Raw genomic sequence first — 20,979 nt, 5'->3', positions numbered from 1 at the left:
ATAGGGGCGCAGACGCCCGCCAGCTGTGGCTGGGCTGACGTCGAGGCACGGATAACCTGTGGGTATGAAGAACCTGGACCTCAACCTGCTGCCCCAGCTGCAGGTCCTGTTGGAACTGCGGAACATCTCCCGGGCAGCCGAGAGGCTCCAGCTCAGCCAGCCGGCCACCAGCGCCGCGATGGCCAGGCTCCGGCGCCATTTCGACGACGAACTCCTGGTGCGGAACGGCCGCACCTATGACCTCACGCCCTTCGCACAGTCCCTGGTCCCGCTGGTTGATGAAGCCATGCTTCACATCCAGCGGGCCACGCGCGTGCGGTCCGGCTTCGACGCCGCCACGAGCGAGCGGGAGTTCATTATCGCCGCCTCGGACTACGCGGCGGCCCTGATCGTGGGGCCGCTGCGGGGGATCCTGCGCGAGGAGGCCCCCGGAGTGTCGGTGGATTTCGTTCCCACCGCCAAGTCCGGGATCCAGGGCCAGATGGCCGACTACTCAAAAATCGACCTGCTCGTCGGGCCCACGGGGTACCAGATGCAGGGAGCAAGCAAGCAGCTGTTCCGGGACAGCTTTGTTGCTGTGGCTGACACCGGAAATCCCCTGCTCCAGCAGCCCCGGCTCACTGTGGAGGACCTGGCCACCGTTCCCCACGCCGTCGGCTATTTCGGCGAGGGGATCAGCACCCCGGCGGACAAGCTGTTCGAATCGCGAGGTATTCAGCGCCGCGTGGCGGCTGTGGTGGCCGGGTTCCTGTCCCTGCCGCTCCTGGTGGAAGGGACAGACCTCGTGGCGCTCGTCCCCGGGATGCTGGCAGCACGGGCCCAGCGCGGCGCGGATATCGTTGTGCTGGCGTTCTCCGAAGACGCTGAAGCGTCCCTCGTGGAAGCGATGTACTGGCACCCGTCCCAGGCGGAGGACCCCGCCAGCGTCTGGCTGCGTTCCGTGGTCCAGCGGGCCTGTTCGCGGCTGCACGAACTCTTCCCCATCACCGCCCACCCGGTAACTATCCACGCGGCAGATACCACCTAGAACCAAAGCGCCGTTCCCGATCCGGACCATCCCTGCGAAAGTCGAAGAAACGCACTTCGAAAGGGATCCCCCATGCCTGTCTCCAGCCTGCGCCTGGCCGGCAAAACCGCCGTCATCACCGGAACGGCCAGCGGCCAAGGCAGGGCGGCGGCGCTCGCCTTCGCCGAGGCGGGCGCCGTGGTGGTGGGCTGTGACATGGACGACGACGGCGCCGCGGCCACCGTCCGCCAGGTCACCGCAGCCGGGGGCCGGATCAGCAGCAGCCGGGTCGACCTCACGGACGAGGCCGCTGTGGCGGCATGGGCGCAGGACGTAGCCGCAAACCACGGCCAGGTGCACATCCTGTATGCCAACGCGGCGGTCACCCGCTTCGCCCCGGTGGAGCAGCTCACGTTTGCCGACTGGAAGTGGAATGTCGAACACGAGATGGACGTGGTGTTCCTGCCGGTCAAATACTTCTGGCCACAACTGATCCAGGTGCGGGACGCCGCCATCGTGTTGGTGGGATCCACGGCAGGAGTTACCGGTTCCATGACCAACGGCCGGCTGGCCCACACCGCCACGAAAGGGGCCGTGGTGGCAATGACCAGGCAGCTCGCGGCCGAAGGGGCTCCGCATGGACTCCGCGTCAATACTGTCAGCCCCGGAATGATCCGCACCGCAGCGACCGAGGGCAACCTCCTGGCCGCCGACCACCCCATGCGGTCCATCGCCGGCAGCATCCCGTTGGGCCGGATCGGCACGCCGGAAGAAGTGGCCAAATGCGCGCTGTTCCTGGCCTCCGACGAAGCGTCATACGTGACGGGCGCCAACCTGATGGTCGACGGCGGCTGGTCGGCCGTGCTGCCGGGCTAGTTGGAATCGTGCACCGCGTCAGCGCATGGCGTCGGAGACAGACTTTGCTCCGCCGTGGCCCGACTGGCCGCCGTCCACCGGGATCTCGGCACCGGTCACGAAGGACGAGAGCGGGCTGAGGAGGAACAGCACGACGCCGGCCACTTCCTCCACGCTTCCAGTGCGGCCCAGCGGGGTCTCGGCCAGGGTGGCCTGCCTGAATTCGGGCTTAGCGCTCGCCGTCATGGGCGTTTCGATGAAGCCCGGATGGACAGTATTAACCCTTATCCCCCGGGGGCCGAGTTCCATGGCGGCCACCTGGGAAAGGCCCCGCAGTGCCCACTTGCTGGCGGTGTAGGCCACGGGGTAGTGCGCGTTGAGGCCTGCGACGGAACCGACATTGACGATGGATGCGGCACTGCCCATCAGCGGTGCGAGGGCCTGGATCCCCAGCAGGCTTCCGGCGACATTGACTTCATAGACGCGCTGCAGGTCAGCCACGGAGGCATCCAGCAACCGGCTCCGCTGGGTGATGCCTGCATTGTTGACCAACCCGTCCACCTGCCACCCCTTGGTCTGAATCCAGTGCGCGAGATCGGACCAGCCGGAGGCATCGCAGACGTCCAGTTGGCGGTACACCAGCGCACCGGCCGAAGACGATGACACGGCGGCCAGCCCGGCTGGCATGTCCACTGCGAGGTCTGTGGCAATGACGCGGGCCCCGGCCTCCACCAGCATGCGCGCTTCGGCAGCGCCCTGGCCCTGGCCAGCGCCGGTGACCACCACGGTCCGGCCATCGAGCTGAAGGGAGACCACCCTACGTCCCGGAAGGAACCGTAGAGGCCACCCGGTTGCGCGGACGCTGTCGGGCACGCACGCGGGTCCCAGCGTTGCGGCGTTCACCAACCGTATTCACGATTGTCCCGATGCCTTCCACCGTCATGCGGACCACGTCTCCCGTCTTCAGCGGCGGGGGAGTCTTCGCGCCGTTCCGTCCCCAGAGCTCCGCGAGGCAACCGCTGCCGCAGGTGCCGGAGCCCAGCACATCGCCGGGCCGGACCACGGAGTCTTGCGAGGCGTAGGCGACGAGCTCGGCGAACGGCCAGCCCATGTTGGACAGCAGGTCCTGGCCGATGGCTTTCCCGTTGACTTCCACGGCCATGGAGATCGGCAGGAACCCCTCGGCGTCGTGCAGGTCCTCGAACTCATCCGCGGTGACAATCCAGGGCCCCAGGGTATTGGCGAAATCCTTTCCCTTGCACGGGCCGAGACTGACCTTCATCTCCCGGCGCTGCAGGTCCCGCGCCGACCAGTCGTTGAGAACGGTGTAGCCGAGGATGTGCCGGTGCGCCTCCGCTGCAGTCAGGTTCCGGCCGTCGCTTCCGGGGACGCGCCCGACGACGGCGGCGACTTCGGTTTCAAAGTCCAGATCCTCGCAGCCCGCCGGAATACCAATCACCTCACCGGTGCCGGTCACCGTATGCGGGTTGGTGAAGTAAAAGGTGGGCGCCTCGTACCATTCGGGCACCACGCCGGCCACGCCGTCGATGCTCTTCCGTACGCCTTCGACGTGTTCCTCGAATGCGACAAAATCCCGAATGGTGGCGGGCGCCAGTGGGGCGAGCAGCTGCACGTCCGCCAGCGGAACGGCCGGGCCAGACCCGATGATCCGCCGGGCCAAACCCAGCGTCTCTTCGAGCCCGGCATCCAAAAGGGTCTGGGCACTCTGGCCTGCGGGCAGCGCGTAGCAGTTACCGCCGTCGACGAAGCCGGACTGCGTCCCGCCGTCGTGGTTCCAGCGAGCAATCTTGACCATGAAAGGGTTCCTTAGGCTGTGCGGCGGGCAGTGAGGATGGAAGCGGGCGTGATGCCCAGGGCAGCGGCGTTGCCGGCCAGCACCCTGGCCTCGTCCTCGGCGGAAAGCTGTGCCTCGATGACCTCGGCCACGGGGCGGTCGGAGCCCATGTCGAACGGGTAGTCGGTACCGACCAGCACCTGCCCCGGGCCAGCGGCGGCCACGAGCGCCCGCAGTTCAGCCGGGCTGTGGACCAGGGAGTCGAAGAACAGCTTCTTCACATACGACGACGGCGGCTGGGCGCAGCCGTGTGCCTCCGGCCGGACCCGCCAGGCGTGATCGGAGCGGCCAAGGCTGGTGGGCAGGTAGCCGCCGCCGTGCGCGGCCAGAACCCTCAGGTCCGGGTGCCGGTCCAGGACACCGCTGAAGATCAGGTGGGACAGGGCCACCGCATTTTCCGCGGGCTGGGAGACGGTGTTGGCGAGGTAGAAGCGGTCCAGCCGCTCGTCCAGCGAGCATCCGAAGGGGTGCAGGAAGACCAGGGCACCAAGCTCCTCGGCCCGGCTCCAGAACGGTTCCAGCCTGGGGTCGGAGAGCTCAACGGTGCTGCGCTCCGGGTCGGTGGGGGTGGCGGCGAACGAGCCGATTTCCACGCCGAGCAACCCGCACTCCAGCATGGCGTGTTCCAGGGCTTCGACCATCAAGGAAGGGTGCTGCAGCGGGACCAGGCCCAGGCCGTTCAGCCGTTCCGGGGCGCGGTCCACGAACTCCCGCACCGCCTGGTTGGCGGCCTTGGCAACCTGCAGGGCCAGTTCTTCCGCGGCGAAATAGTAGAAGTGCGACGGCGACGGCGAGACGAGCTGCACGTCCACGCCTTGGGCGTCCATGTCCGCAAGACGGCGGTCCAGGTCCGTCAGTTGCGGCCAGCGCTCCTTGATCATTTTTCCCGAAGCGGCCATCGACGCTGGTCCGTTGCGCCGGACTTCCAGAGCCTGTTGAGCGCCGAAGCCCTCGGGATCAGCTTCGGCCACCAATTGCTGCAGGGCCGGAAGCAGGATGTGGGCGTGAACGTCCACGGTCGGTTTTTCAGCAGGGCCGGTGCTCATACGGGCTCACTGACCAAGCTGGAAACTGAATGCATGAGGCCCGGCACGTTGGCGTCCCGGACGCCGTCGAGCATCCACTGGCCCAGCTGGACGGAGGCGTCGACCACTGCTTTTGCCCGGTCCAGTCGGCGGTCGGTGAACTCTTTCCAGAGTGTCTCGGTGATGTCGTCGGCGCCTATCAGGAGATCGGCCAGCACGGCTGCGTCTTCCATTGCCATGGCAGCACCTTGCGCGATGGTTGGCGGGCAGCTGTGGGCGGCGTCGCCGATGATGACGGTGCGGCCGCGGTTCCACGGCCCGTCCACCAGGTGGGTAGTGAACCAGGTGTAGTTGATACGGGCGCTCTGGTCCAGGTTGGCGCGGATCTCATTCCATGGGCCGCCGTAGGCAGCGGCGAGGTCGGCCATAATGCGGGGGCCGTCCTCGTGTTTGCGCTCCTGGGCCCTTTCCACAAGGTAGGCATAGATGGTGTCAGGGCCGGTGGGGCAGTAGCCGGCGATAAAGCAAGGCCCGCCGTACGTCAGGTCGGTGCGGACCACGTCCTGCGGCCGTTCCACGAACGCGCGCCAGATGCCCATGCCCGTGGACCGGGGTTCACTATCGATGCCGATGGCCTTGCGGACAGCTGAGTGCAGGCCGTCGGCGCCGATCAGGAGGTCGTAGCGGGCGGTGCCGCCGTCGGCGGTGCTCACGGTGACGGAACCGCCGTCGTCCGTTATTTCGGTGACCGTCTTGCCGTAGCTGATCCGTGCGCCCGCCTGCCCGGCACGCTCGCGGAGGATGGCGGTGAGGTCGGGGCGGTACATGCCCAGGGTGGCTGGGAGGTCGTCACCGCCGGTCCGCATGTCATCCAACACGGCGATGACGGTGCCGGCGGGGTCCGGGGCGCGCAGGCCGAGGGTGCTGAACGCGTAGCCCTTCGCCTCGATTTGCTCCCAGACGCCCAGCTGGCGGAGGATCCGCAGGGCGTTCCCCTGCAATGTGATTCCAGAGCCAAGGGTTTGCGGGGCGTCGGCCTTCTCCAGGATTTCAACCTGGATTCCCGCGTCGGCCAGCAGGATGGCGGCGGTCAGTCCCGCGGCTCCCGCCCCGACGATTCCGACGTTCTGTACTGCTGCCATCGCTGACTCCTTTGTATTGACGGCGTGACTGATGATGGTTGTGGTGCTGTTGTATCTATCTTGCCGCTGGCGATTACCGGACGGTTATTACCGGAGGGCGATCGGGTTGACGGGCGATCCGACGGCGCCGGTAATGGGCAGGGGCGCCGCGGTGAGCAGGAAGTCGTACCTGCCGTCTGCCGCGCAAGCCTCCGCGAGGCCGTCCGGATCCCACATTTCGCCGAGGAACAGCCCGAGGTTGGGGATGGCGATCTGGTGGAGGGGCTGGAAGGCGCCGTCGAACTCGTTGGGCCGGACCTCGAAACCCCAGGTGTCCGTGGCGATCCCCGCGATTTCACTGCGGTGAAGCCAGGGTGCGGTGCTGAAGGACAGCCCCGGGGCCGAGCCGCCGGCGTAGTCGCCCCAGCCGTCGCGGCGCACCCGGGTGTGCTGTCCGGTGCGGATCACCAGGATGTCGCCCCGGCCAACCTTTGAGCTGGGGCCCTGCAGGTCGATGGTCCGCTGGAGGTGTTCGGGGGTGATGGCGAAACCGTCCGGCAGCTCGCCGTCGTTCCTTCCCAGGTCGGGTCCGAGCGCGCGGCCGACGTCCAGCAGGACGCCGCGGGTGACGATCTTGGCCGCGGCGGTTTCGATGCCGGTGACCAGGTCGCCTTCGGAGGTGACCACGTCCCCTGCGGCACGGCCGTTCCAGGCCTTGCCCTGGTCGAAGATGTGGCCGAGGCCGTCCCACTGGGTGGAGCACTGCAGCGGCATGGCAATGACGTCGTCCGCGCCGCCGAAGCCGTGCGGGAAGCCCTGGTTGCCGCGTTCGGCGTCCACGCCGGTGTCGGTCATGGTGTGGACAGGGTTGGTGCGTCGCCGCCAGCCTTTCTGCGGCCCGTTGGTGTCGAACGGCTGGGACAGCGAGAAGGCCTCGCCCGTCGTTACCAGGGCTGCGGCTTCAATGCGCTTGTCCGCGTCGATGAAGTTCAGGGTCCCAAGGACGTCGTCCTGGCCCCAGCGGCCCCAGTTGTTGTGGGATTCGGCCATGGCGCGGATGCTGCCGAGCGGATCGTCACGCCGGATGACCGGGGAAGCGGTGGCTGATTCGCCGGTGCCGGTGGTGATGGGTGCTGTGTCCTGGCTGGTCACTGCTGGCTGCCTTCAGTGACAACTTCGTCCTTGCAGTGGATGAGCTGGGTGCCCAGACCCGTAATGGTGCCCTCCATGACGTCGCCGTCCTGGAGCAGCCTGCCCCAGTGCTGGCCGTTGCCGGCGGGGCTTCCGCTGAGCACCAGGTCTCCCGGGCGCAGCGGCATGATCTGGGAGGCCTCGCTGATCAGCTTGGCGACACCGAAGATCATGTCTGAGGTGGACTCGTCCTGCATGGCCTTGCCGTTGAGCTTCAGCGTGACCTGGACGTCCTGCGGGTCGCCGAAGAACTTGGCGGGTACCAGCAGCGGTCCGGTGGGCAGGAAGCCGGGGGCGTTCTTGGCGCGGTACCAGTCCGAGCCGATCGCCGGCATGTCCTTGCGGAACACGTACTCACGGGTGGTGATGTCGTTGACCATGGTGTAGCCGAAGACGTAGTCCAGGGCTTCCTCGGGGGTGACCCGGAACGCCGTCCTGCCGATCACCGCGGCCAGTTCAAGTTCCCAGTCGTGGGACTTGGAATAGGCAGGCAGGGTGAGGTCGTCCGTGGCGGACGCGATCGCCGTCGGGAGCCCGATGAAGAAGTACGGCGTTCCCTGGCCCGCGCGCTTGTCCATCATCGCGGCGGTCCGGTCCCGGACTTCGTCCTCGTCCTCGCCGGGTTCGCGGTGGGCTGCAGCGAGGTCGATGACGTGCTTGCGGTAGTTGGCGCCGGTCTGAAGGACCTGGACAGGCTCTACCGGGGCGAGGACCTCGATGTCGGCCATCGCCAGGCCGGTGTCCTCGCCGGCCGATGCGGCGATGGCGTCCAGCTGGTTTTCGGTGGTGTCCCAGTGCTCGATTAGGGCGTTGATCTCCCCATCCAGCGGCAGGACGCGGTCGCCGACCAGCAGGCCCGCGCGGGCCTTGCTGTCACCGGTCTCCTGGAACCGGATGAGTGCATATTGTGTTTCGGCCATGGTGTCCTAGCCCCGTCCCTGCTTGGCGTAGGGGTTCAGGAGGGCTTCCTTCATTTCGGGGGAGGCGCCTTCTTCGGTGGCGGTGAAGCCTTCGGCGGGAGGGAAGGATTCGGTCATGGAGTGCGGCATGGCGCCGTTCTTGTAGAAGTTGTTGGAGCCTTCGGAGGGCTTCCAGGTGTTGGCTTCCCAGTCCGGGACGTAGTTGCGGTATCCGCCGGAGTTGAGTTCGACGCGCAGGCCTGACGGGTCGCGGAAGTAGAGGAAGTTTTGCTCGCCCACGCCGTGGATGGAGGGGCCGTATTCCATGGCGGTGCCGTTTTCCATCATGACGTCGGCGGTGCGGAGCAGGTCTTCGGTGGCGTCCACCCAGAAGGCGATGTGGTTGACGCGTCCGGCGCGGCTGGAGGTGTCCAGGACCACGCCCAGGTCGTGGGACTTTTCGTTGGTCGTGAGCACGGAGAAGACGGTGATGGGTGCCTCGTCCAGGTCCACGAAGGCCATGACGCGGAAGCCCAGGGCCTCGTTGTACCACTTGGCGAAGCCTCGGACATCGGAGGAGGCCACGGTGACGTGGTCCAGGAAGCGGGGCGCTGCGGCGTGGCTGCTGCGGCGCTCCGGCCGGTCCGGGTAGGTGGATTCAAAACCGGGCTCAGCCACGAACTTCTCAACGTCGAAGAAGAGGCGCATGGGGTGGCCATAGGGGCCGGTGAATTCGTAGGCCTTTCCGTAGCCGTGGCCGCCGGCGGTCCAGCTCCCCTGGACACCGGTTGCTTCGACGCGCTGGGCTGCGGCTTCCAGGGCAGCCTGGGAGTTGGCGCGCCAGGCCATCCGGCCCAGGGAAGCTTCCGGACCTTCGGTGAGGACCAGGCTGTAGCGGTAGTAGTCACCCCAGCAGCGCAGGTAGACGTTGCCGTCCACCCGGTCGATGATGCGCATGCCGAACTTTTCCTCGTAGAACCGTGCCGAGGCTTCGACGTCAGGGGTGGTGATCTCGAGGTGGGCAAGATGGGAGAGGGGAGTTTCCACGTTGAATTCCTTCTAAGTACTGATTGCCGTGAGTGGGTCGCTGCAGGTCTAGTAACCAGACTGAGGCAAAAGAAGTATTCGGTGAAGAGGCGTTTACTGATGCCACCTATTTGTATGGCAGATACCTGGCCTGAGTGCAGGCCCAACGTAACGAGCTGTCCGATCAGCGTCCGGCCACCGTGCAGCCGAGGGAAAGGAACGACGATGTTCACCCTGCAAATTAGCTATCCGGTCCGGGATTCCGATGCCTTTAAGAACGTCTTTGACAGCGATCCCGCAGGCCGCGCTGACAGGTTCCTATCGGTCCCTGATCCCCATCATCGCCATTACGGTGCGGGCTGCTCGGCCGATCCCGAATCCGAGGACACCTCGGGCTGCGGGGTCGGTTCGGTTGCGGGGGCGGGCTCCGGGCTCTGGCCGGTTTCGGGGGCGACGTCCGCTGGCGTGCTGTCGCTTGGTGCGCCGGCTCCCGGCACTGCGGTTCCGGCCGAGCCGCTGTCCGCGCCACTGGGGCTACCGTCCGTGGTCTGGCCATCTACTTTGTTGGCGCCTTCCTCGACCTTCGCAGGCAATTGCTCAACTTGCCCAGGTCCTTCCTTCACGTCCTTGGTGGATGCGTCCGTTTTGTCCGGGGCAGTCGGGGTGCCGCTCAGTGCTGTGCCCAGCGTCGTCGTGGGTCCGGTCGCACCGCCCTCGATGCTCGACGCCGACGAGACAAGGCTGGAGATGGGCTTGTTGGTTCCGAATTCGACCGCAGTGACACCGACCATCGCGATAACGAATGCGGCAGCGCTGACTGCCCCGATCTTGATCCAGGTCTTTGGGGTGAACTGCCTCTTCAGCCGTTTGGCTCGAGGTTCGTCGCTCTCGGCCGGAGCGTTGGCGGCCAGTACTTCGCCGTCGTCAGCGGGCAGTCCGCCCCTGCGTCGCTTTGGGATTTTCGTCAATGCCACGTTGGCGGCCGAACTGAGTGTTCGGGCATAGAGAGCGGCGCCCACCGTGGCAACGATAGAACCGAGTGCGGCGCCGATAAGGGTCCCGGCTACGCCTAGAAAGGACCCCACCAAGGCAGAGGTCACCGCGGCCAACGCCGAGCCAATAGTCTGGGCGCCACTTAGCCCCAGGAGCTGTTTCGGCTTGTCTTCGATAGTCGAGTCTGCAGGCATCTTCAAACACATTTCAGTCAGATAATGTTACGAACTGATAACTTTACCTGCCCTGACTGGCTCCCGGCTGTCGCCGTAATAATTTGAGACGCTTCTCACGGTAGATGTTCGGCGCCACCCATGCCTCCGACGGCGGCTGGCCCGCGCTGTCCAGCACCTCACCAAAACGGAAGCGGACGACGGCGGGAAGTCCCCGCCGTCGTCCGGTAAACGATCAGACCTCGGCCGCAGCCCGTCGGGCCCGGACGGCTCGCACGAGCCCGCTGGACACGGCCGCTCCCACGAGGGCGAGGGCCGCGAGCACGAGGAACACGATGTGGTAACCGGCGGCTCCCGGATTTGCGTCGAGGATTGTCCCGTAGACGATGAAAGCGAACATCCCTGGTGCATAGCCGACCAGGCATGCGATTCCGAAAGCCGTGCCGCTGGTCTCCTCCGGAATCCCGACCTCGTCCATCGGCGCCCAGAACACACCCCGCATGGTGAAGACGATAAGCGAGAACAGCAGGGTCACGATCATCGCCGGGATCTGGCTGCCCGGATCGGCCGGGAGGAGCAGCAGCACCGCCACCACCGGGATCAGGCACAGGAACGCCAGCCGGATGTACCGGCTCGCACCCTTGACCACCTTGTCCGCGAGGACTCCGCCGATCGGGCCACCGATGATTTTCAGGCCGTACTGGTTGATGATGCCGTAGGCGCCGACCAGCGCGACAGGCAGCCCGTACACGTAGGTCAAATACGGGATGAAATAGGTGAGGCCGCAGTACACGACGTACACCATGAACACGGTGAAGCTCACCCACCACAGCTGCGGCTGCTTCGCGGCACGCCAGATTTCGCCGAGGCCGGCCTTCTGCTTCTTCGCCACGGGCTGCTCGCCCGCCGGCTCGCTTGTCTGATTGCTTGGCTGACTGCGAAGCAGCAGGAACAACAGCAYGCCGACGACGACGTCAATGATGGCGTAGAAGGCAATGGCCGCACGGAATCCGCCGGTACCCGAACCGAGCAGGACGAAAATTCCCAGCGCGGAGAACGCCACGGCAGTATCGACGACACCGCGACCGCCCTCGAGGAGGCCAAAGAGCCGCCCCTGTTCCTTCGAGCCGCCAAGCTGACGGATGCTCTTCAGCAACGCGGGCCAGACCAGGCAGTCCGAGCACACGGCGAGCAGCGCGAACAGGAGCAGGAGTGTGCTGAAGCCGGGGAACGTGCTGAGGAACAGTCCCAGCGCTCCGGTGCCCACGAGTCCGAGCGGGATGAGGATCCGCGTGGAGAAACGATCGGCGAGGTAGCCGCCGACGATGAAGAGCGCCGTCGCGACCATCGAGTTGACGCTCAGGAGGGTGCCGATCTCAGTGTGGCTGAGGCCCATTGCCTCCTGCATGGGGACGTAGAACGCGTCCTTGAGGTTGGCGAGCTTGTAGATGGTGCCGCCCGCCATGACGAGCAGAGCGAAGCGGATCCACTTGCTCCAGTCGACGCGGTTCGTAGACTTCCCGGGGGTCTGAGTCAATGTGGTCATCGTGCACCTGCCAGGGAGTTCGTTGTGTCGAGCTGTGCGACGGCGATGTCGCGCAGCGAGGCGAGCAGCTCCTTCACGTAGGCCACCTGGTGGTCGGCCCAGCCGGGTTCTGCAGCGAGCAGTTCATCCCGGGTCCATCCGGGCGGGATGCCGGTAGTGCTCAGATCGCGGTACGGGATGAAAGGGTCCGCGCCTTCGCCGGCGTGGCGGAAGGCGGGAGCGTAGTAAAGATTTTCCTGTTCGAGGGCCAGGGCGATGACCTGGGGCTCGTCCTCGCCGAGCATCAGGAGCTCGAAGAGCATCCGCGCACCGGGCAAGTCGTCCTCAGGGCTTCCCTGCAGCACACCGCGGTGACCGTAGCCGTCCCCCTCGGGAAGAACATGGACCCCTTTCAGGTGCACCTGCAGGATGTGCGGCGCGAGCGCGGAGAGGGCATCCATGGGACGTTCGCAGGCATTGATCATGTTCCCGAAATCGAACATGGCGTGCAGGCGCGGATGGGAGACCCGGCGGAGCAACTCGGCGATCTCGGTGGAGCGCAGTTCCTCGTGCTGCTCGAAGGAGAAGTGCAGATCGTGCGCGTCTGCGAGCACGGCGAGCCGGCGCAGGTCCTGCTCGATCAGTGTCATCACCTGCGAGAGCGTGCCCTCGAAGCGCGAGTAGACGCGGATGTGCCGGACGCCGAGGACCCCCGCGATGCGGACTACCTCGTCCACGTCCGCGCGCAGGGTGGTGCTGATTTCGAGGTGGATCCCCAGACTCAGGTGGCGCGCGCGGTCGGCGAACTCGCGAAGCCTGTTCTCGCTCATCCGGCCCAGGCTCCGCTCCTCGCCGTCGAGGAGGTGGATGCAGGCGCCGGCCAGGCCGTGCCGATGCGCGAAGTCGAGCACATCATCGGGCCCGTACCCGCCGTAGGTCAGGTTGCCAAGGAGGGCGTAGGCGTGGGCGAACAGAGGGGCGCGGTCGATCCGTTCGATCAGGGTCCGGGCCAGCTCGTCGGTCAGGCGGGGCAGGGACTCGATCTCCTCTTGGTTGAGGCGGGATCTTAGGAGCGCCTGAAATTGGGCATCGGCAGGGGGCATCGTTGGCTCCTCGGGAGGCGGGTCAGGGGTGGTGGCGAATGTCACTCATCATTTGTACGCCGGTAATGGATCGCAAAAAAGGTCCATTAAGGCCACAGTTGTTAAGTCCATTCAGGAACCTGGGGCGATGCGCTCCCATCGGTTCCACGCGGCGGCCATCCTGCCGACAGCCTGCGGCATGTGCTCCTCCGCGGTGCCTGCGAACCCGATCAGCAGCGCCGGGGGGAGCTGCCGGGTGAGTCGGTACTCGCCGAGGGGGTAGGTGTACACCCGGCCCGCGGCCAGTCCCCTGGCTACCTCGATATCGTCGACCGGTTCACGGAGCCAACCCATGACGTGCAGGCCAGCGTCTACCGGGGCGGCTTCAATCCTGTGGCTCAACCGGTGATCGATCGCTTCGAGCAAGGCGTCCTGCCGTGCCGCGTAGAGACGCCGGGTGCGGCGAAGGTGGGCGTGCAGATGCCCTTCCGACAGGAAGTCCGTGAGGGCMATCTGGAGCACCATCGCGGGCGGGCGCCCAATGACCGATGATGCGGATGCGAACGGCTTCACCAGGTCCTCCGGCAGCACGCAGTATCCGAGGCGGATCGACGGCGCGAGCACCTTGCTGAAGGAGCCCACAGTGATCACCTGCCTGCTCAAATCGAGCCCGAACAGGGTTGGGAGGAATTTCCCGCGGTAGCGCAGCTCGCTGTCGCAGTCGTCCTCGACGATCCAGCTCCCGTTTCGTTGCGCCCACGCGATCCACTCCGCCCTTCGCCCCGGGCTCATCGCAATGCCGAGCGGATGCTGCCGCGCGGGGGTCAGACAGGCCAGGCGTGCCGGAGCCGCGTCGTCGTCCGGGAGGACTGCTCCCTCGTCGTCGACGGGGACGCCTCGGACAGGACAGCCCTGGGACTGGAAGGCGAGCCGTCCGGAGATGTGCCCCGGGTCCTCGACGACGACGGGGTCGCCGGCGTCGAGCAGGAGAACCGCCAGCACGTTGAAGGCCTGCTGCGCACCGGAGGTGACGACCACCTGGTCCGCCGTGCACCCCAGGGCTCTCACGTCGTTGACGTATTCCGCGATCGCTTCCCGCAGTGGGCGGTAGCCGTGGGGATCGCTGTACCCGATCGCAAGCGGATCGGTGCGCCCGGCATGGCGCCCCAACAGGCGCTTCCAGGTCGCCGCGGGGAAAGCCGAGGACGCAACCTGGCTGGCAACGAACGATTCGGTCTCTGCCGGCGCCCACGTGTGCGGCGCCTCGCTGAACAGGTCGGTGCCCCGCGAAGAGGTGGCGGCTCCGCGTTCGGACAGCGGCGGCCGGGACATCGGCCTGTGCGGGGCGGCATCGCTCCACAGGGTGTCGACGTACGTGCCGTCACCCGCACGTGAGCGCAGGAAGCCCTCAGCAGTGAGTTGCTCGAACGCAGACACGACAGTGATCCGCGATACTCCCAGCTCGGTGACGAGCGTGCGGGTCGAGGGCAAGCGGGTTCCGCTCGGCATTGAACCCGTCAGGATCTGGGTGCGCAACTGCGCATACAGCTGCTGGTGCAAAGGCTCAGCCGCTGCGCGGTCGAGCTCAAGTCCGGCCAGCAGTCGGCCGCCAGCGCTCTTCATCCCGCGAACCGCGGAGCTGATTTCACCATGGCCCCATTTTACGGGCCCGATTCCAGCTGCCGTCGGTCCGGACGTTGCGCCAGATGGCGGGATCGTTGGACAGGCCGCGGTTCCCGGCGGCATATCCGAGCCACCCGGACGGGCGGGTGCCTAAACCAGCGGCCACGGGTAGCGCATGCCGGTGCGGTCAACCGGCAGGACCCGTGCGTGCAGCAGGCGCTGGACGCGGCGCTGCAGGGCGGTGACCTCGTCGTCGTCGAGGAGCTCGGCCACCTCGGGAGGAGCGGCCTCGGCGAGCGGGGCGATGTCCTCGAGCAGGGCATCGGGGATGGGGTCGCCGGCGAAGTCCCAGATCACGGTGCGGAGTTTGAAACTCGCGGAGAAGCAGAGCCCGTGGTCGATGCCCCAGACCCGTCCGTCGTCGCCGCGCAGCACGTGCCCGCTTTTGCGGTCCGTGTTGTTGGCGACGTAATCGAACAGGGCGATGCGGGCCAGGTCGCGGTGCGTCTCTGGGGCGTCTTCGAACAGCGTGAAGTAGTGCTCGCCGAAGTCGCACTCGATGAACCACTGCAGCGACCCGACCCCCAACGGGGCTTCCTCGCGGATCACGGTCGGCGGCACGAGGCCCCACGACAGGGACTCGCTGAGCAGGTAGGCGGCGCGTTCGCGCTTGTAGAGTCCGGGCTCGAAATCGGACAACGGCCGTTCGCCGGCCTCCGGCTTGTAGACCGCGTACCCCTCGTCTTCGCCGCAGGAGACCTGGACCAGGAACGTCTCGTTGCTGCTGCGCGGGATGCGCCCGAGCAACTCGACGCGGCCCTCGGCGAGCAGGGTCAGCTCCCGGCCGGACACCGGCTGCCCCAATTCATGACGCCCTCAGCCCGCTGAGCGGTTCCGACGTCGAATTCACCATCAACACGGCCGGGTCCTGCCCCTCCACAAACGAGATGGCCGACACCGAGCCCGGGCTGATAACGATCCTTTGGAAAAGGTCCAGCGGCGTCCCCAGAGCGTGGGCGACGGCGGCCTTGATGGGATCGGCGTGGGAGAAGCAGACCACTACACCCCCGGCGTGGGCCGCGCACAGGGGCTCTAGTGCTCCGATGATCCGCGCCTGCATCTCCAGAAAGCTCTCACCGTTCGGGAAACGGAAGGCGGATGGGCTGTGCTGCACGGTCTGCCACTCGGGCAGGGCCGCCAGGTCCGCGATCGCGGCACCGGTCCATTCGCCGAAATCGCACTCCAGCAGCCCGTCGTCGTGCGCCACCGCCAGTCCCGTGCGGGCCGCCGTCGGCTCTGCCGTTTCGCAGGCGCGCTCCAGCGGGGAGGAATAGAGGGCGTCGACGGACAAGCCCGCGAGCCGTTCTGCGACCCGTTCCGCCTGGGCCCGGCCCCGGTCGGACAGATGCAGTCCGGGGGCGTGCCCTGGGAGCACCATGCCCGTGGTCGGCGTTTCCCCGTGGCGCACCAGAAGCAGGAGCGTGCCCTGCCGCTCGGGTGAGGTCGCGGGGGCCGGAGGTGCCGGCGCGGTTGATGCAGTCATCAGCATTAAGCGTAGCGGCAGGGGTCCCCGCCCGAGCTTGCGAGGGTGGGGGAGCTGCAGAGCGGTATTCCGCACTTCACGCCAACGCGCAGGAATCTGCAAGAATCCCTCGATTCCCTGCACGGGAGAGGTCTACGGTGGAGGAGTGAGTGATCGCCCCGATATCTTCACTGTTGGTGAACTGCGTGCCGCCGGCCACGTCCACAAAGACCTGCGCCGCGAAATCCGCGACAACCTGCTCGCGGCCCTTGCTGCCGGTCTGGATCCCTGGCCCGGGATGTTCGGGTTCAGCCGGACCGTCCTGCCCCAGCTCGAGCGGGCCCTGCTCGCCGGCCACGACGTCGTCCTGCTCGGCGAACGCGGACAGGGCAAGACGCGGCTCCTGCGCACCCTGGCCGGGCTGCTGGACGAGTGGTCGCCGGTGATCGAGGACTCGGAACTGAACGAACACCCGTACGAACCCATCACGGAGCACTCCCGCGCCCTGGCCCTCACCGAGGGGGACCGGCTGCGGGTGGCGTGGAGGCACCGCTCGGAACGGTACGTCGAAAAACTCGCGACGCCGGACACCTCCGTCGCGGACCTGATCGGCGACGTCGACCCGATGCGGGTTGCCGAGGGACGCCGTCTCGGGGACCCGGAAACCATCCACTACGGCCTGGTCCCGCGCTCCAACCGCGGAATCATCGCCATCAACGAGCTGCCCGACCTGGCCGAGCGGATCCAGGTCTCGATGCTCAACGTGATGGAGGAACGCGACATCCAGATCCGCGGCTACGTGCTGCGGCTGCCGCTGGACGTCCTGGTGGTCGCGTCCGCCAACCCGGAGGACTACACGAACCGCGGGCGCATCATCACGCCCCTGCGGGACCGCTTCGGCGCCGAGATCCGCACCCACTACCCGATCGAGCTCGACGACGAGGTCGCCGTCATCCGGCAGGAGGGGCAGCTGGTGGCCGGCGTCCCGCCCGTCATCCTCGAGATTCTGGCCCGCTACACCCGGGCGCTGCGGCAGTCGCCGGCGGTGAACCAGACCTCCGGGGTTTCCGCCAGGTTCGCCATCGCCGGCGCCGAAACCGTCGCCGCGGCGGCCCTGCGCCGGGCCAGCGTGCGCGGCGAGGACGAGGCCGTCGCCCGGATCATCGACCTGGACGCCGCCGTGGACGTCCTCGCCGGAAAGATCGAGTTCGAATCCGGTGAGGAAGGCCGGGAACAGGACGTCCTGGACCACCTCCTGCGCATGGCCACCGCGGAAGCCGTCCGGGCCCACTTCCACGGCCTGGACATGGGCCCGCTCGTGGCCGCGCTCGACGGCCACGCCACGGTCACCACAGGGGAACTGGTCACCGCGCGGGAGTTCCTCCACAACCTCCCGTCCCTCAACGGATCCAGCCTCTATGACGACATCAGTGAGCGCCTGGGCGCGACAAACGACGGGCAGCGCGCCGCCGCCGTCGAACTTGCGCTGGAAGGGCTCTACCTCGCCCGGCGGATCTCCAAGGAGTCCGACGACGAGGAGACGATCTACGGGTAGGCAGCTTTACGGCTAAGGAGGCCTCATGACCGCTCACAACCGGTCCAGGTACGGCCGGTACACGGGAGGACCGGATCCGCTCGCCCCGCCGGTGGACCTGGCGGAGGCGCTGGACGCCGTCGCCGAGGACGTCATGGCCGGCTACTCGCCCCGGCACGCCCTCCGGGAATTCCTGCGCCGCGGCGGCCGGAACCGGGAAGGCCTCGACGACCTCGCCGGTCGTGTCCAGCAGCGGCGCAGTGAACTGCTGGGCCGGCACAACCTGGACGGCACCCTCAGCGAAGTCCAGAAGCTGCTTGAGACTGCGGTGCTGGAGGAGCGCAAACAACTAGCCCGCGACGCCATGATGGATAACACCGACCGCGCCTTCCGGGAGATGCAACTGCAGAACCTGCCGCGCTCCACGGCGGCGGCGGTCAACGAGCTCGCCTCCTATGACTGGCAGTCCAGCACCGCGCGGGAGGCCTACGAGCGGATCAAGGACCTGCTCGGCCGCGAACTCCTGGACCAGCGGTTCGCCGGTATGAAGGAGGCGCTCGAGGGCGCCACCGAGGAGGACCGCGCGGCCGTGGCCGAGATGCTGCAGGATCTCAACGGGCTCCTCGGCAAACACCGCCGCGGCGAGGACACCGACGCGGACTTCCAGGAATTCATGGCCAAACACAGCCAGTTCTTCCCGGAGAACCCGCAGTCGGTCGAGGAGCTGGTGGACGCGCTCGCCCAGCGCGCGGCCGCCGCGCAGCGGCTCCTGCAATCCATGTCCGCCGAGCAGCGCGAGGAGCTGATGCGGCTCTCCGCCCAGGCGTTCGGCTCGCCCGAGCTTATGGCACAGCTGGGCCAACTCGATTCCAACCTGCAGGCTTTGCGCCCCGGCGAGGACTGGACCGGCTCCGAACGCTTCGAGGGCGAGGAAGGACTCGGACTCGGCGACGGCACCGGCGTGMTCCAGGACATCGCCGAACTGGACGAGCTGGCCGAACAGCTCTCCCAGGCCTACAGCGGGTCACGCCTTGATGACCTGGACCTGGACGCCCTCGCCCGCCAGCTCGGACAGAATGCCGCCGTGTCGGCCCGCACCCTCGCGGAGATCGAGCGGGCCATGCAGGATGGCGGCTTCCTCCAGCGCGGCGCCGACGGTGATCTCCGGCTGTCCCCGCAGGCCATGCGGCGGCTCGGCAGGTCGCTGTTGCGGGACACCGCCAAGCAGCTCTCCGGCCGGCAGGGCCGCCGGGACACGCGGGTTGCCGGGGCGGCCGGGGAGCAGACCGGCTCCAGCCGCCAATGGGAGTTCGGCGACGCCGAGCCGTGGGACGTCACCCGCACCATCACCAACGCGATCCGCCGCACGATCGCCGACGGCGGTGACCCGGGCCGCGGACTGCGGCTCGCCGTGGGCGACATCGAAGTCACGGAGACGGAGGCGCGGACACAGGCCGCCGTCGTCCTGCTTGCGGACGTGTCCTTCTCGATGGCCGCCGAGGGACGCTGGGTGCCTATGAAACGCACCGCACTCGCCCTGCACCACCTCGTCTCAACCCGGTTCCGCGGCGACCGGCTGCAGCTGATCACGTTCGGCCGCTACGCGCAGACCATGGACATTGGCGAGCTCACGGCCCTGCCGGCCCTGCGGGAGCAGGGAACCAACCTGCACCACGGTCTGCTGCTGGCCGGCCGGTTCTTCCGCCAGCACCCCTCGATGCAGCCCGTCCTCCTCGTGGTGACCGACGGCGAACCCACCGCGCACCTGCTGGCCGACGGCGAGTCCTGGTTCTGCTGGCCGCCGGACCCGGAGACCATCCGCGTGACGGTCGCCGAACTGGACCGCCTGGCCCGTGCCGGCACGCAGGCGACGTTCTTCCGGCTCGGCGACGACCCTTCCCTGGAGCGGTTCATCCAGCGGATGGCCCGCCGCATCGACGGCCGCGTGGTGGCGCCCGAGGCCGGGGACCTGGGCGCGGCCGTGGTGGGCGAATACCTCCGCGCCCACTTCCGCGGACGCCCCTACGACGACGCCGACTGGGCCCAATAGACGCTGCTCAATAGACGACCGCACCGGGAGTGATGCACGTGACCACCATGCCTGCCGAGGGAGTCGGGTTCCGCTCCAAACGCGGACCCGTCCTCATTGCCCTGATGCTCTCCACCGGCCTGGTGGCGATCGACGCGACCGTGGTGGCGACAGCCGTGCCCGCGATCGTGCACGACATTGGCGGGTTCACGTCGTTCCCCTGGCTGTTCTCCGCCTATCTGCTGGCGCAGGCCGTGTCCGTCCCGGTCTACGCAAAGCTTTCCGACACCATCGGCCGCAAGCCGATCATGCTGATCGGAATCGGCCTGTTCTTGCTCGGCTCGATCCTGTGCGGAGCCGCCTGGAGCATGCCGGCCCTCATCGCCTTCCGCGTCGTGCAGGGCCTGGGCGCCGGCGCGGTCCAGCCGATGGCCATCACCATCGCCGGCGATATCTACACCCTGGCCGAGCGGGCAAAAGTGCAGGGCTACCTGGCGAGCGTGTGGGCTGTCTCCTCAGTGGTGGGCCCGACGCTCGGGGGAGTGTTTGCCTCGCTCGGGATCTGGCGCGGCATTTTCCTCGTGAACATCCCTCTCTGCCTGGTGGCCGGATGGATGCTGGTCCGGTCGTTCCACGAGAACATCGAGCCCGTGAAGCACCGGGTCGACTATCTGGGCTCGGGGCTGCTCACTGTCTCGCTCACGCTGCTTATTCTCGGGGCCCTCGAGGGCGGCCAGGCCTGGGCCTGGGACTCCGGCATCAGCGACGCAGTGTTCGCCGGCGGTGCCCTCCTGTTCGTCGCGTTTATCCTTGTCGAACGGCGGGCGGCGGAGCCGGTCCTGCCTTCGTGGGTGGTGTCCCGGCGGCTGCTGGCGACGACGGCGTTGGTCGCTTTCGGCGTGGGAGCGGTCATGCTGGGCATCACATCGTACGTTCCGACGTTCCTCGTAGGAGCCCTCTCGACCTCCCCGATCGTGGCCGGGCTCGCCCTGGCGGCGCTGACCATCGGCTGGCCGATCAGTGCGTCCCAGTCAGGGCGCCTGTACCTGCGCATCGGGTTCCGGAACACTGCCCTGATCGGCATCACGGTCACCGTCATCGGCACGGGAGTCCTGGCCGTCACCGCCTCCGTCCCCAACGTTGCGCTCGTCGCCGTCAGCTGCTTCATCGTCGGGCTCGGACTCGGGCTGGTCGCGACACCGACCCTGATCGCCGCCCAGACGAGCGTCGAATGGAACGAGCGCGGCGTGGTCACCGGCACCAACCTTTTCGCCCGGTCGATCGGCAGCTCCATCGGCGTCGCCGTCTTCGGCGCGATAGCGAACGCTGTCTACGCCGGCACCCCGCACGGCGACACGGATCCCCACACAATCGTGGCGGCCTCATCCGCCGTGTTCCTGGCCGTCATGATCGCCGCCGTCCTCACCGTCGTCGCCGTCATCGGCATGCCCGCGACGAAACCCGTCAAGCAGACCCAGGCCGCCGCGCGAGGATCATCCAGCAGCGGATGACCGCGGTTC

The 20,979-nt window shown here is 67.3% G+C and carries 18 protein-coding genes; 5 read left to right on the top strand and 13 right to left on the bottom strand.

From position 1 onward, the window contains the following. The first annotated feature begins 64 nt into the window (after window positions 1–64). Both AC1D1W_RS03055 and AC1D1W_RS03050 read left to right on the top strand, forming a co-directional pair. Window positions 65–1,027, top strand: a complete 963-nt coding sequence (locus tag AC1D1W_RS03055; protein ID WP_243180843.1) for a LysR family transcriptional regulator — start codon at window positions 65–67, stop codon at window positions 1,025–1,027. Between the two features lie 72 nt (window positions 1,028–1,099). Next, window positions 1,100–1,882, top strand: coding sequence for an SDR family NAD(P)-dependent oxidoreductase (locus AC1D1W_RS03050; RefSeq protein ID WP_243180845.1), 783 nt, complete (start codon window positions 1,100–1,102; stop codon window positions 1,880–1,882). A gap of 18 nt (window positions 1,883–1,900) precedes the next feature. Here AC1D1W_RS03050 and AC1D1W_RS03045 read toward each other — a convergent pair whose 3' ends face one another. The 13 genes from AC1D1W_RS03045 to AC1D1W_RS02985 all read right to left on the bottom strand — a co-directional run bounded on the left by AC1D1W_RS03045 (window position 1,901) and on the right by AC1D1W_RS02985 (window position 15,923). Then, the gene (locus tag AC1D1W_RS03045; protein WP_476942901.1) at window positions 1,901–2,677 is read right to left on the bottom strand and encodes an SDR family NAD(P)-dependent oxidoreductase; all 777 of its coding nucleotides are present in this window, start codon (window positions 2,675–2,677) and stop codon (window positions 1,901–1,903) included. A gap of 1 nt (window position 2,678) precedes the next feature. Beyond that, entirely contained in the window at window positions 2,679–3,677 is a 999-nt protein-coding gene (locus AC1D1W_RS03040) for a fumarylacetoacetate hydrolase family protein (protein WP_476942900.1), read from the bottom strand. 11 nt (window positions 3,678–3,688) lie between these two features. After that, window positions 3,689–4,762 carry an amidohydrolase family protein gene (locus AC1D1W_RS03035; protein ID WP_476942899.1) on the bottom strand — a complete coding sequence of 358 codons (1,074 nt, stop codon included), beginning with the start codon at window positions 4,760–4,762 and terminating at the stop codon, window positions 3,689–3,691. Further along, window positions 4,759–5,883, bottom strand: a complete 1,125-nt coding sequence (locus AC1D1W_RS03030; RefSeq protein ID WP_476942898.1) for an FAD-dependent monooxygenase — start codon at window positions 5,881–5,883, stop codon at window positions 4,759–4,761. The genes AC1D1W_RS03035 and AC1D1W_RS03030 overlap by 4 nt, the downstream gene beginning before the upstream one ends. A gap of 87 nt (window positions 5,884–5,970) precedes the next feature. Then, the gene (locus AC1D1W_RS03025) at window positions 5,971–7,014 is read right to left on the bottom strand and encodes a cyclase family protein (protein WP_476942897.1); all 1,044 of its coding nucleotides are present in this window, start codon (window positions 7,012–7,014) and stop codon (window positions 5,971–5,973) included. Next, window positions 7,011–7,973: a fumarylacetoacetate hydrolase family protein gene (locus AC1D1W_RS03020; protein WP_476942896.1), complete on the bottom strand. Its 963-nt coding sequence runs from the start codon at window positions 7,971–7,973 to the stop codon at window positions 7,011–7,013. Before AC1D1W_RS03020 ends, AC1D1W_RS03025 begins: the two co-directional genes overlap by 4 nt. Window positions 7,974–7,979: 6 nt before the next feature. Continuing rightward, window positions 7,980–8,999 carry a VOC family protein gene (locus AC1D1W_RS03015; protein ID WP_476942895.1) on the bottom strand — a complete coding sequence of 340 codons (1,020 nt, stop codon included), beginning with the start codon at window positions 8,997–8,999 and terminating at the stop codon, window positions 7,980–7,982. 326 nt (window positions 9,000–9,325) lie between these two features. Further along, a complete protein-coding gene (locus AC1D1W_RS03010) occupies window positions 9,326–10,165 on the bottom strand; it encodes a hypothetical protein (protein WP_476942894.1) in 840 nt (279 codons plus the stop codon). A gap of 214 nt (window positions 10,166–10,379) precedes the next feature. Continuing rightward, entirely contained in the window at window positions 10,380–11,690 is a 1,311-nt protein-coding gene (locus tag AC1D1W_RS03005; protein ID WP_476942893.1) for an MFS transporter, read from the bottom strand. Continuing rightward, a complete protein-coding gene (locus AC1D1W_RS03000; RefSeq protein WP_476942892.1) occupies window positions 11,687–12,772 on the bottom strand; it encodes a sugar phosphate isomerase/epimerase family protein in 1,086 nt (361 codons plus the stop codon). Before AC1D1W_RS03000 ends, AC1D1W_RS03005 begins: the two co-directional genes overlap by 4 nt. A 111-nt stretch (window positions 12,773–12,883) precedes the next feature. Next, complete coding sequence (gene pdxR, locus AC1D1W_RS02995; protein WP_476942891.1) at window positions 12,884–14,374, bottom strand: MocR-like pyridoxine biosynthesis transcription factor PdxR; 1,491 nt, start codon at window positions 14,372–14,374, stop codon at window positions 12,884–12,886. A 150-nt stretch (window positions 14,375–14,524) separates the two neighbouring features. Further along, complete coding sequence (locus AC1D1W_RS02990) at window positions 14,525–15,226, bottom strand: SCO1664 family protein (protein WP_243180918.1); 702 nt, start codon at window positions 15,224–15,226, stop codon at window positions 14,525–14,527. Between the two features lie 13 nt (window positions 15,227–15,239). Next, window positions 15,240–15,923, bottom strand: coding sequence for an MSMEG_4193 family putative phosphomutase (locus tag AC1D1W_RS02985; RefSeq protein WP_476942890.1), 684 nt, complete (start codon window positions 15,921–15,923; stop codon window positions 15,240–15,242). 139 nt (window positions 15,924–16,062) lie between these two features. Here AC1D1W_RS02985 and AC1D1W_RS02980 point away from each other — a divergent pair, with 139 nt between their 5' ends. From AC1D1W_RS02980 to AC1D1W_RS02970, 3 genes are read left to right on the top strand one after another with little or no spacing between them, the layout of a single operon-like run. After that, on the top strand, window positions 16,063–17,451 hold the full coding sequence (locus tag AC1D1W_RS02980; protein WP_476942889.1) for a sigma 54-interacting transcriptional regulator: 1,389 nt from the start codon (window positions 16,063–16,065) through the stop codon (window positions 17,449–17,451). Window positions 17,452–17,476: 25 nt separating this feature from the next. Continuing rightward, window positions 17,477–19,480, top strand: coding sequence for a vWA domain-containing protein (locus tag AC1D1W_RS02975; protein ID WP_476942888.1), 2,004 nt, complete (start codon window positions 17,477–17,479; stop codon window positions 19,478–19,480). A gap of 32 nt (window positions 19,481–19,512) precedes the next feature. Beyond that, window positions 19,513–20,970 (top strand): MFS transporter, encoded by a 1,458-nt coding sequence (locus AC1D1W_RS02970; protein WP_279294212.1) that lies wholly within the window; start codon window positions 19,513–19,515, stop codon window positions 20,968–20,970. Window positions 20,971–20,979 lie beyond the last annotated feature (9 nt).

It is taken from the genome of Arthrobacter sp. P1_B4 (genome assembly GCF_056406555.1).
Note: the sequence above shows the minus strand (reverse complement) of the source record. Positions and strands in the feature narration are given on the sequence as shown.

What these genes read in the sequence shown, in the direction of transcription:
- AC1D1W_RS03055 (WP_243180843.1), top strand. Translation starts at nt 65, where the DNA reads ATGAAGAACCTGGACCTCAACCTGCTGCCCCAGCTGCAGGTCCTGTTG.
- AC1D1W_RS03010 (WP_476942894.1), bottom strand. Translation starts at nt 10,165, where the DNA reads ATGCCTGCAGACTCGACTATCGAAGACAAGCCGAAACAGCTCCTGGGG.
- AC1D1W_RS03035 (WP_476942899.1), bottom strand. Translation starts at nt 4,762, where the DNA reads ATGAGCACCGGCCCTGCTGAAAAACCGACCGTGGACGTTCACGCCCAC.
- AC1D1W_RS03030 (WP_476942898.1), bottom strand. Translation starts at nt 5,883, where the DNA reads ATGGCAGCAGTACAGAACGTCGGAATCGTCGGGGCGGGAGCCGCGGGA.
- AC1D1W_RS03050 (WP_243180845.1), top strand. Translation starts at nt 1,100, where the DNA reads ATGCCTGTCTCCAGCCTGCGCCTGGCCGGCAAAACCGCCGTCATCACC.
- AC1D1W_RS03040 (WP_476942900.1), bottom strand. Translation starts at nt 3,677, where the DNA reads ATGGTCAAGATTGCTCGCTGGAACCACGACGGCGGGACGCAGTCCGGC.
- AC1D1W_RS02970 (WP_279294212.1), top strand. Translation starts at nt 19,513, where the DNA reads ATGCACGTGACCACCATGCCTGCCGAGGGAGTCGGGTTCCGCTCCAAA.
- AC1D1W_RS02985 (WP_476942890.1), bottom strand. Translation starts at nt 15,923, where the DNA reads ATGCTGATGACTGCATCAACCGCGCCGGCACCTCCGGCCCCCGCGACC.
- AC1D1W_RS03000 (WP_476942892.1), bottom strand. Translation starts at nt 12,772, where the DNA reads ATGCCCCCTGCCGATGCCCAATTTCAGGCGCTCCTAAGATCCCGCCTC.
- AC1D1W_RS03020 (WP_476942896.1), bottom strand. Translation starts at nt 7,973, where the DNA reads ATGGCCGAAACACAATATGCACTCATCCGGTTCCAGGAGACCGGTGAC.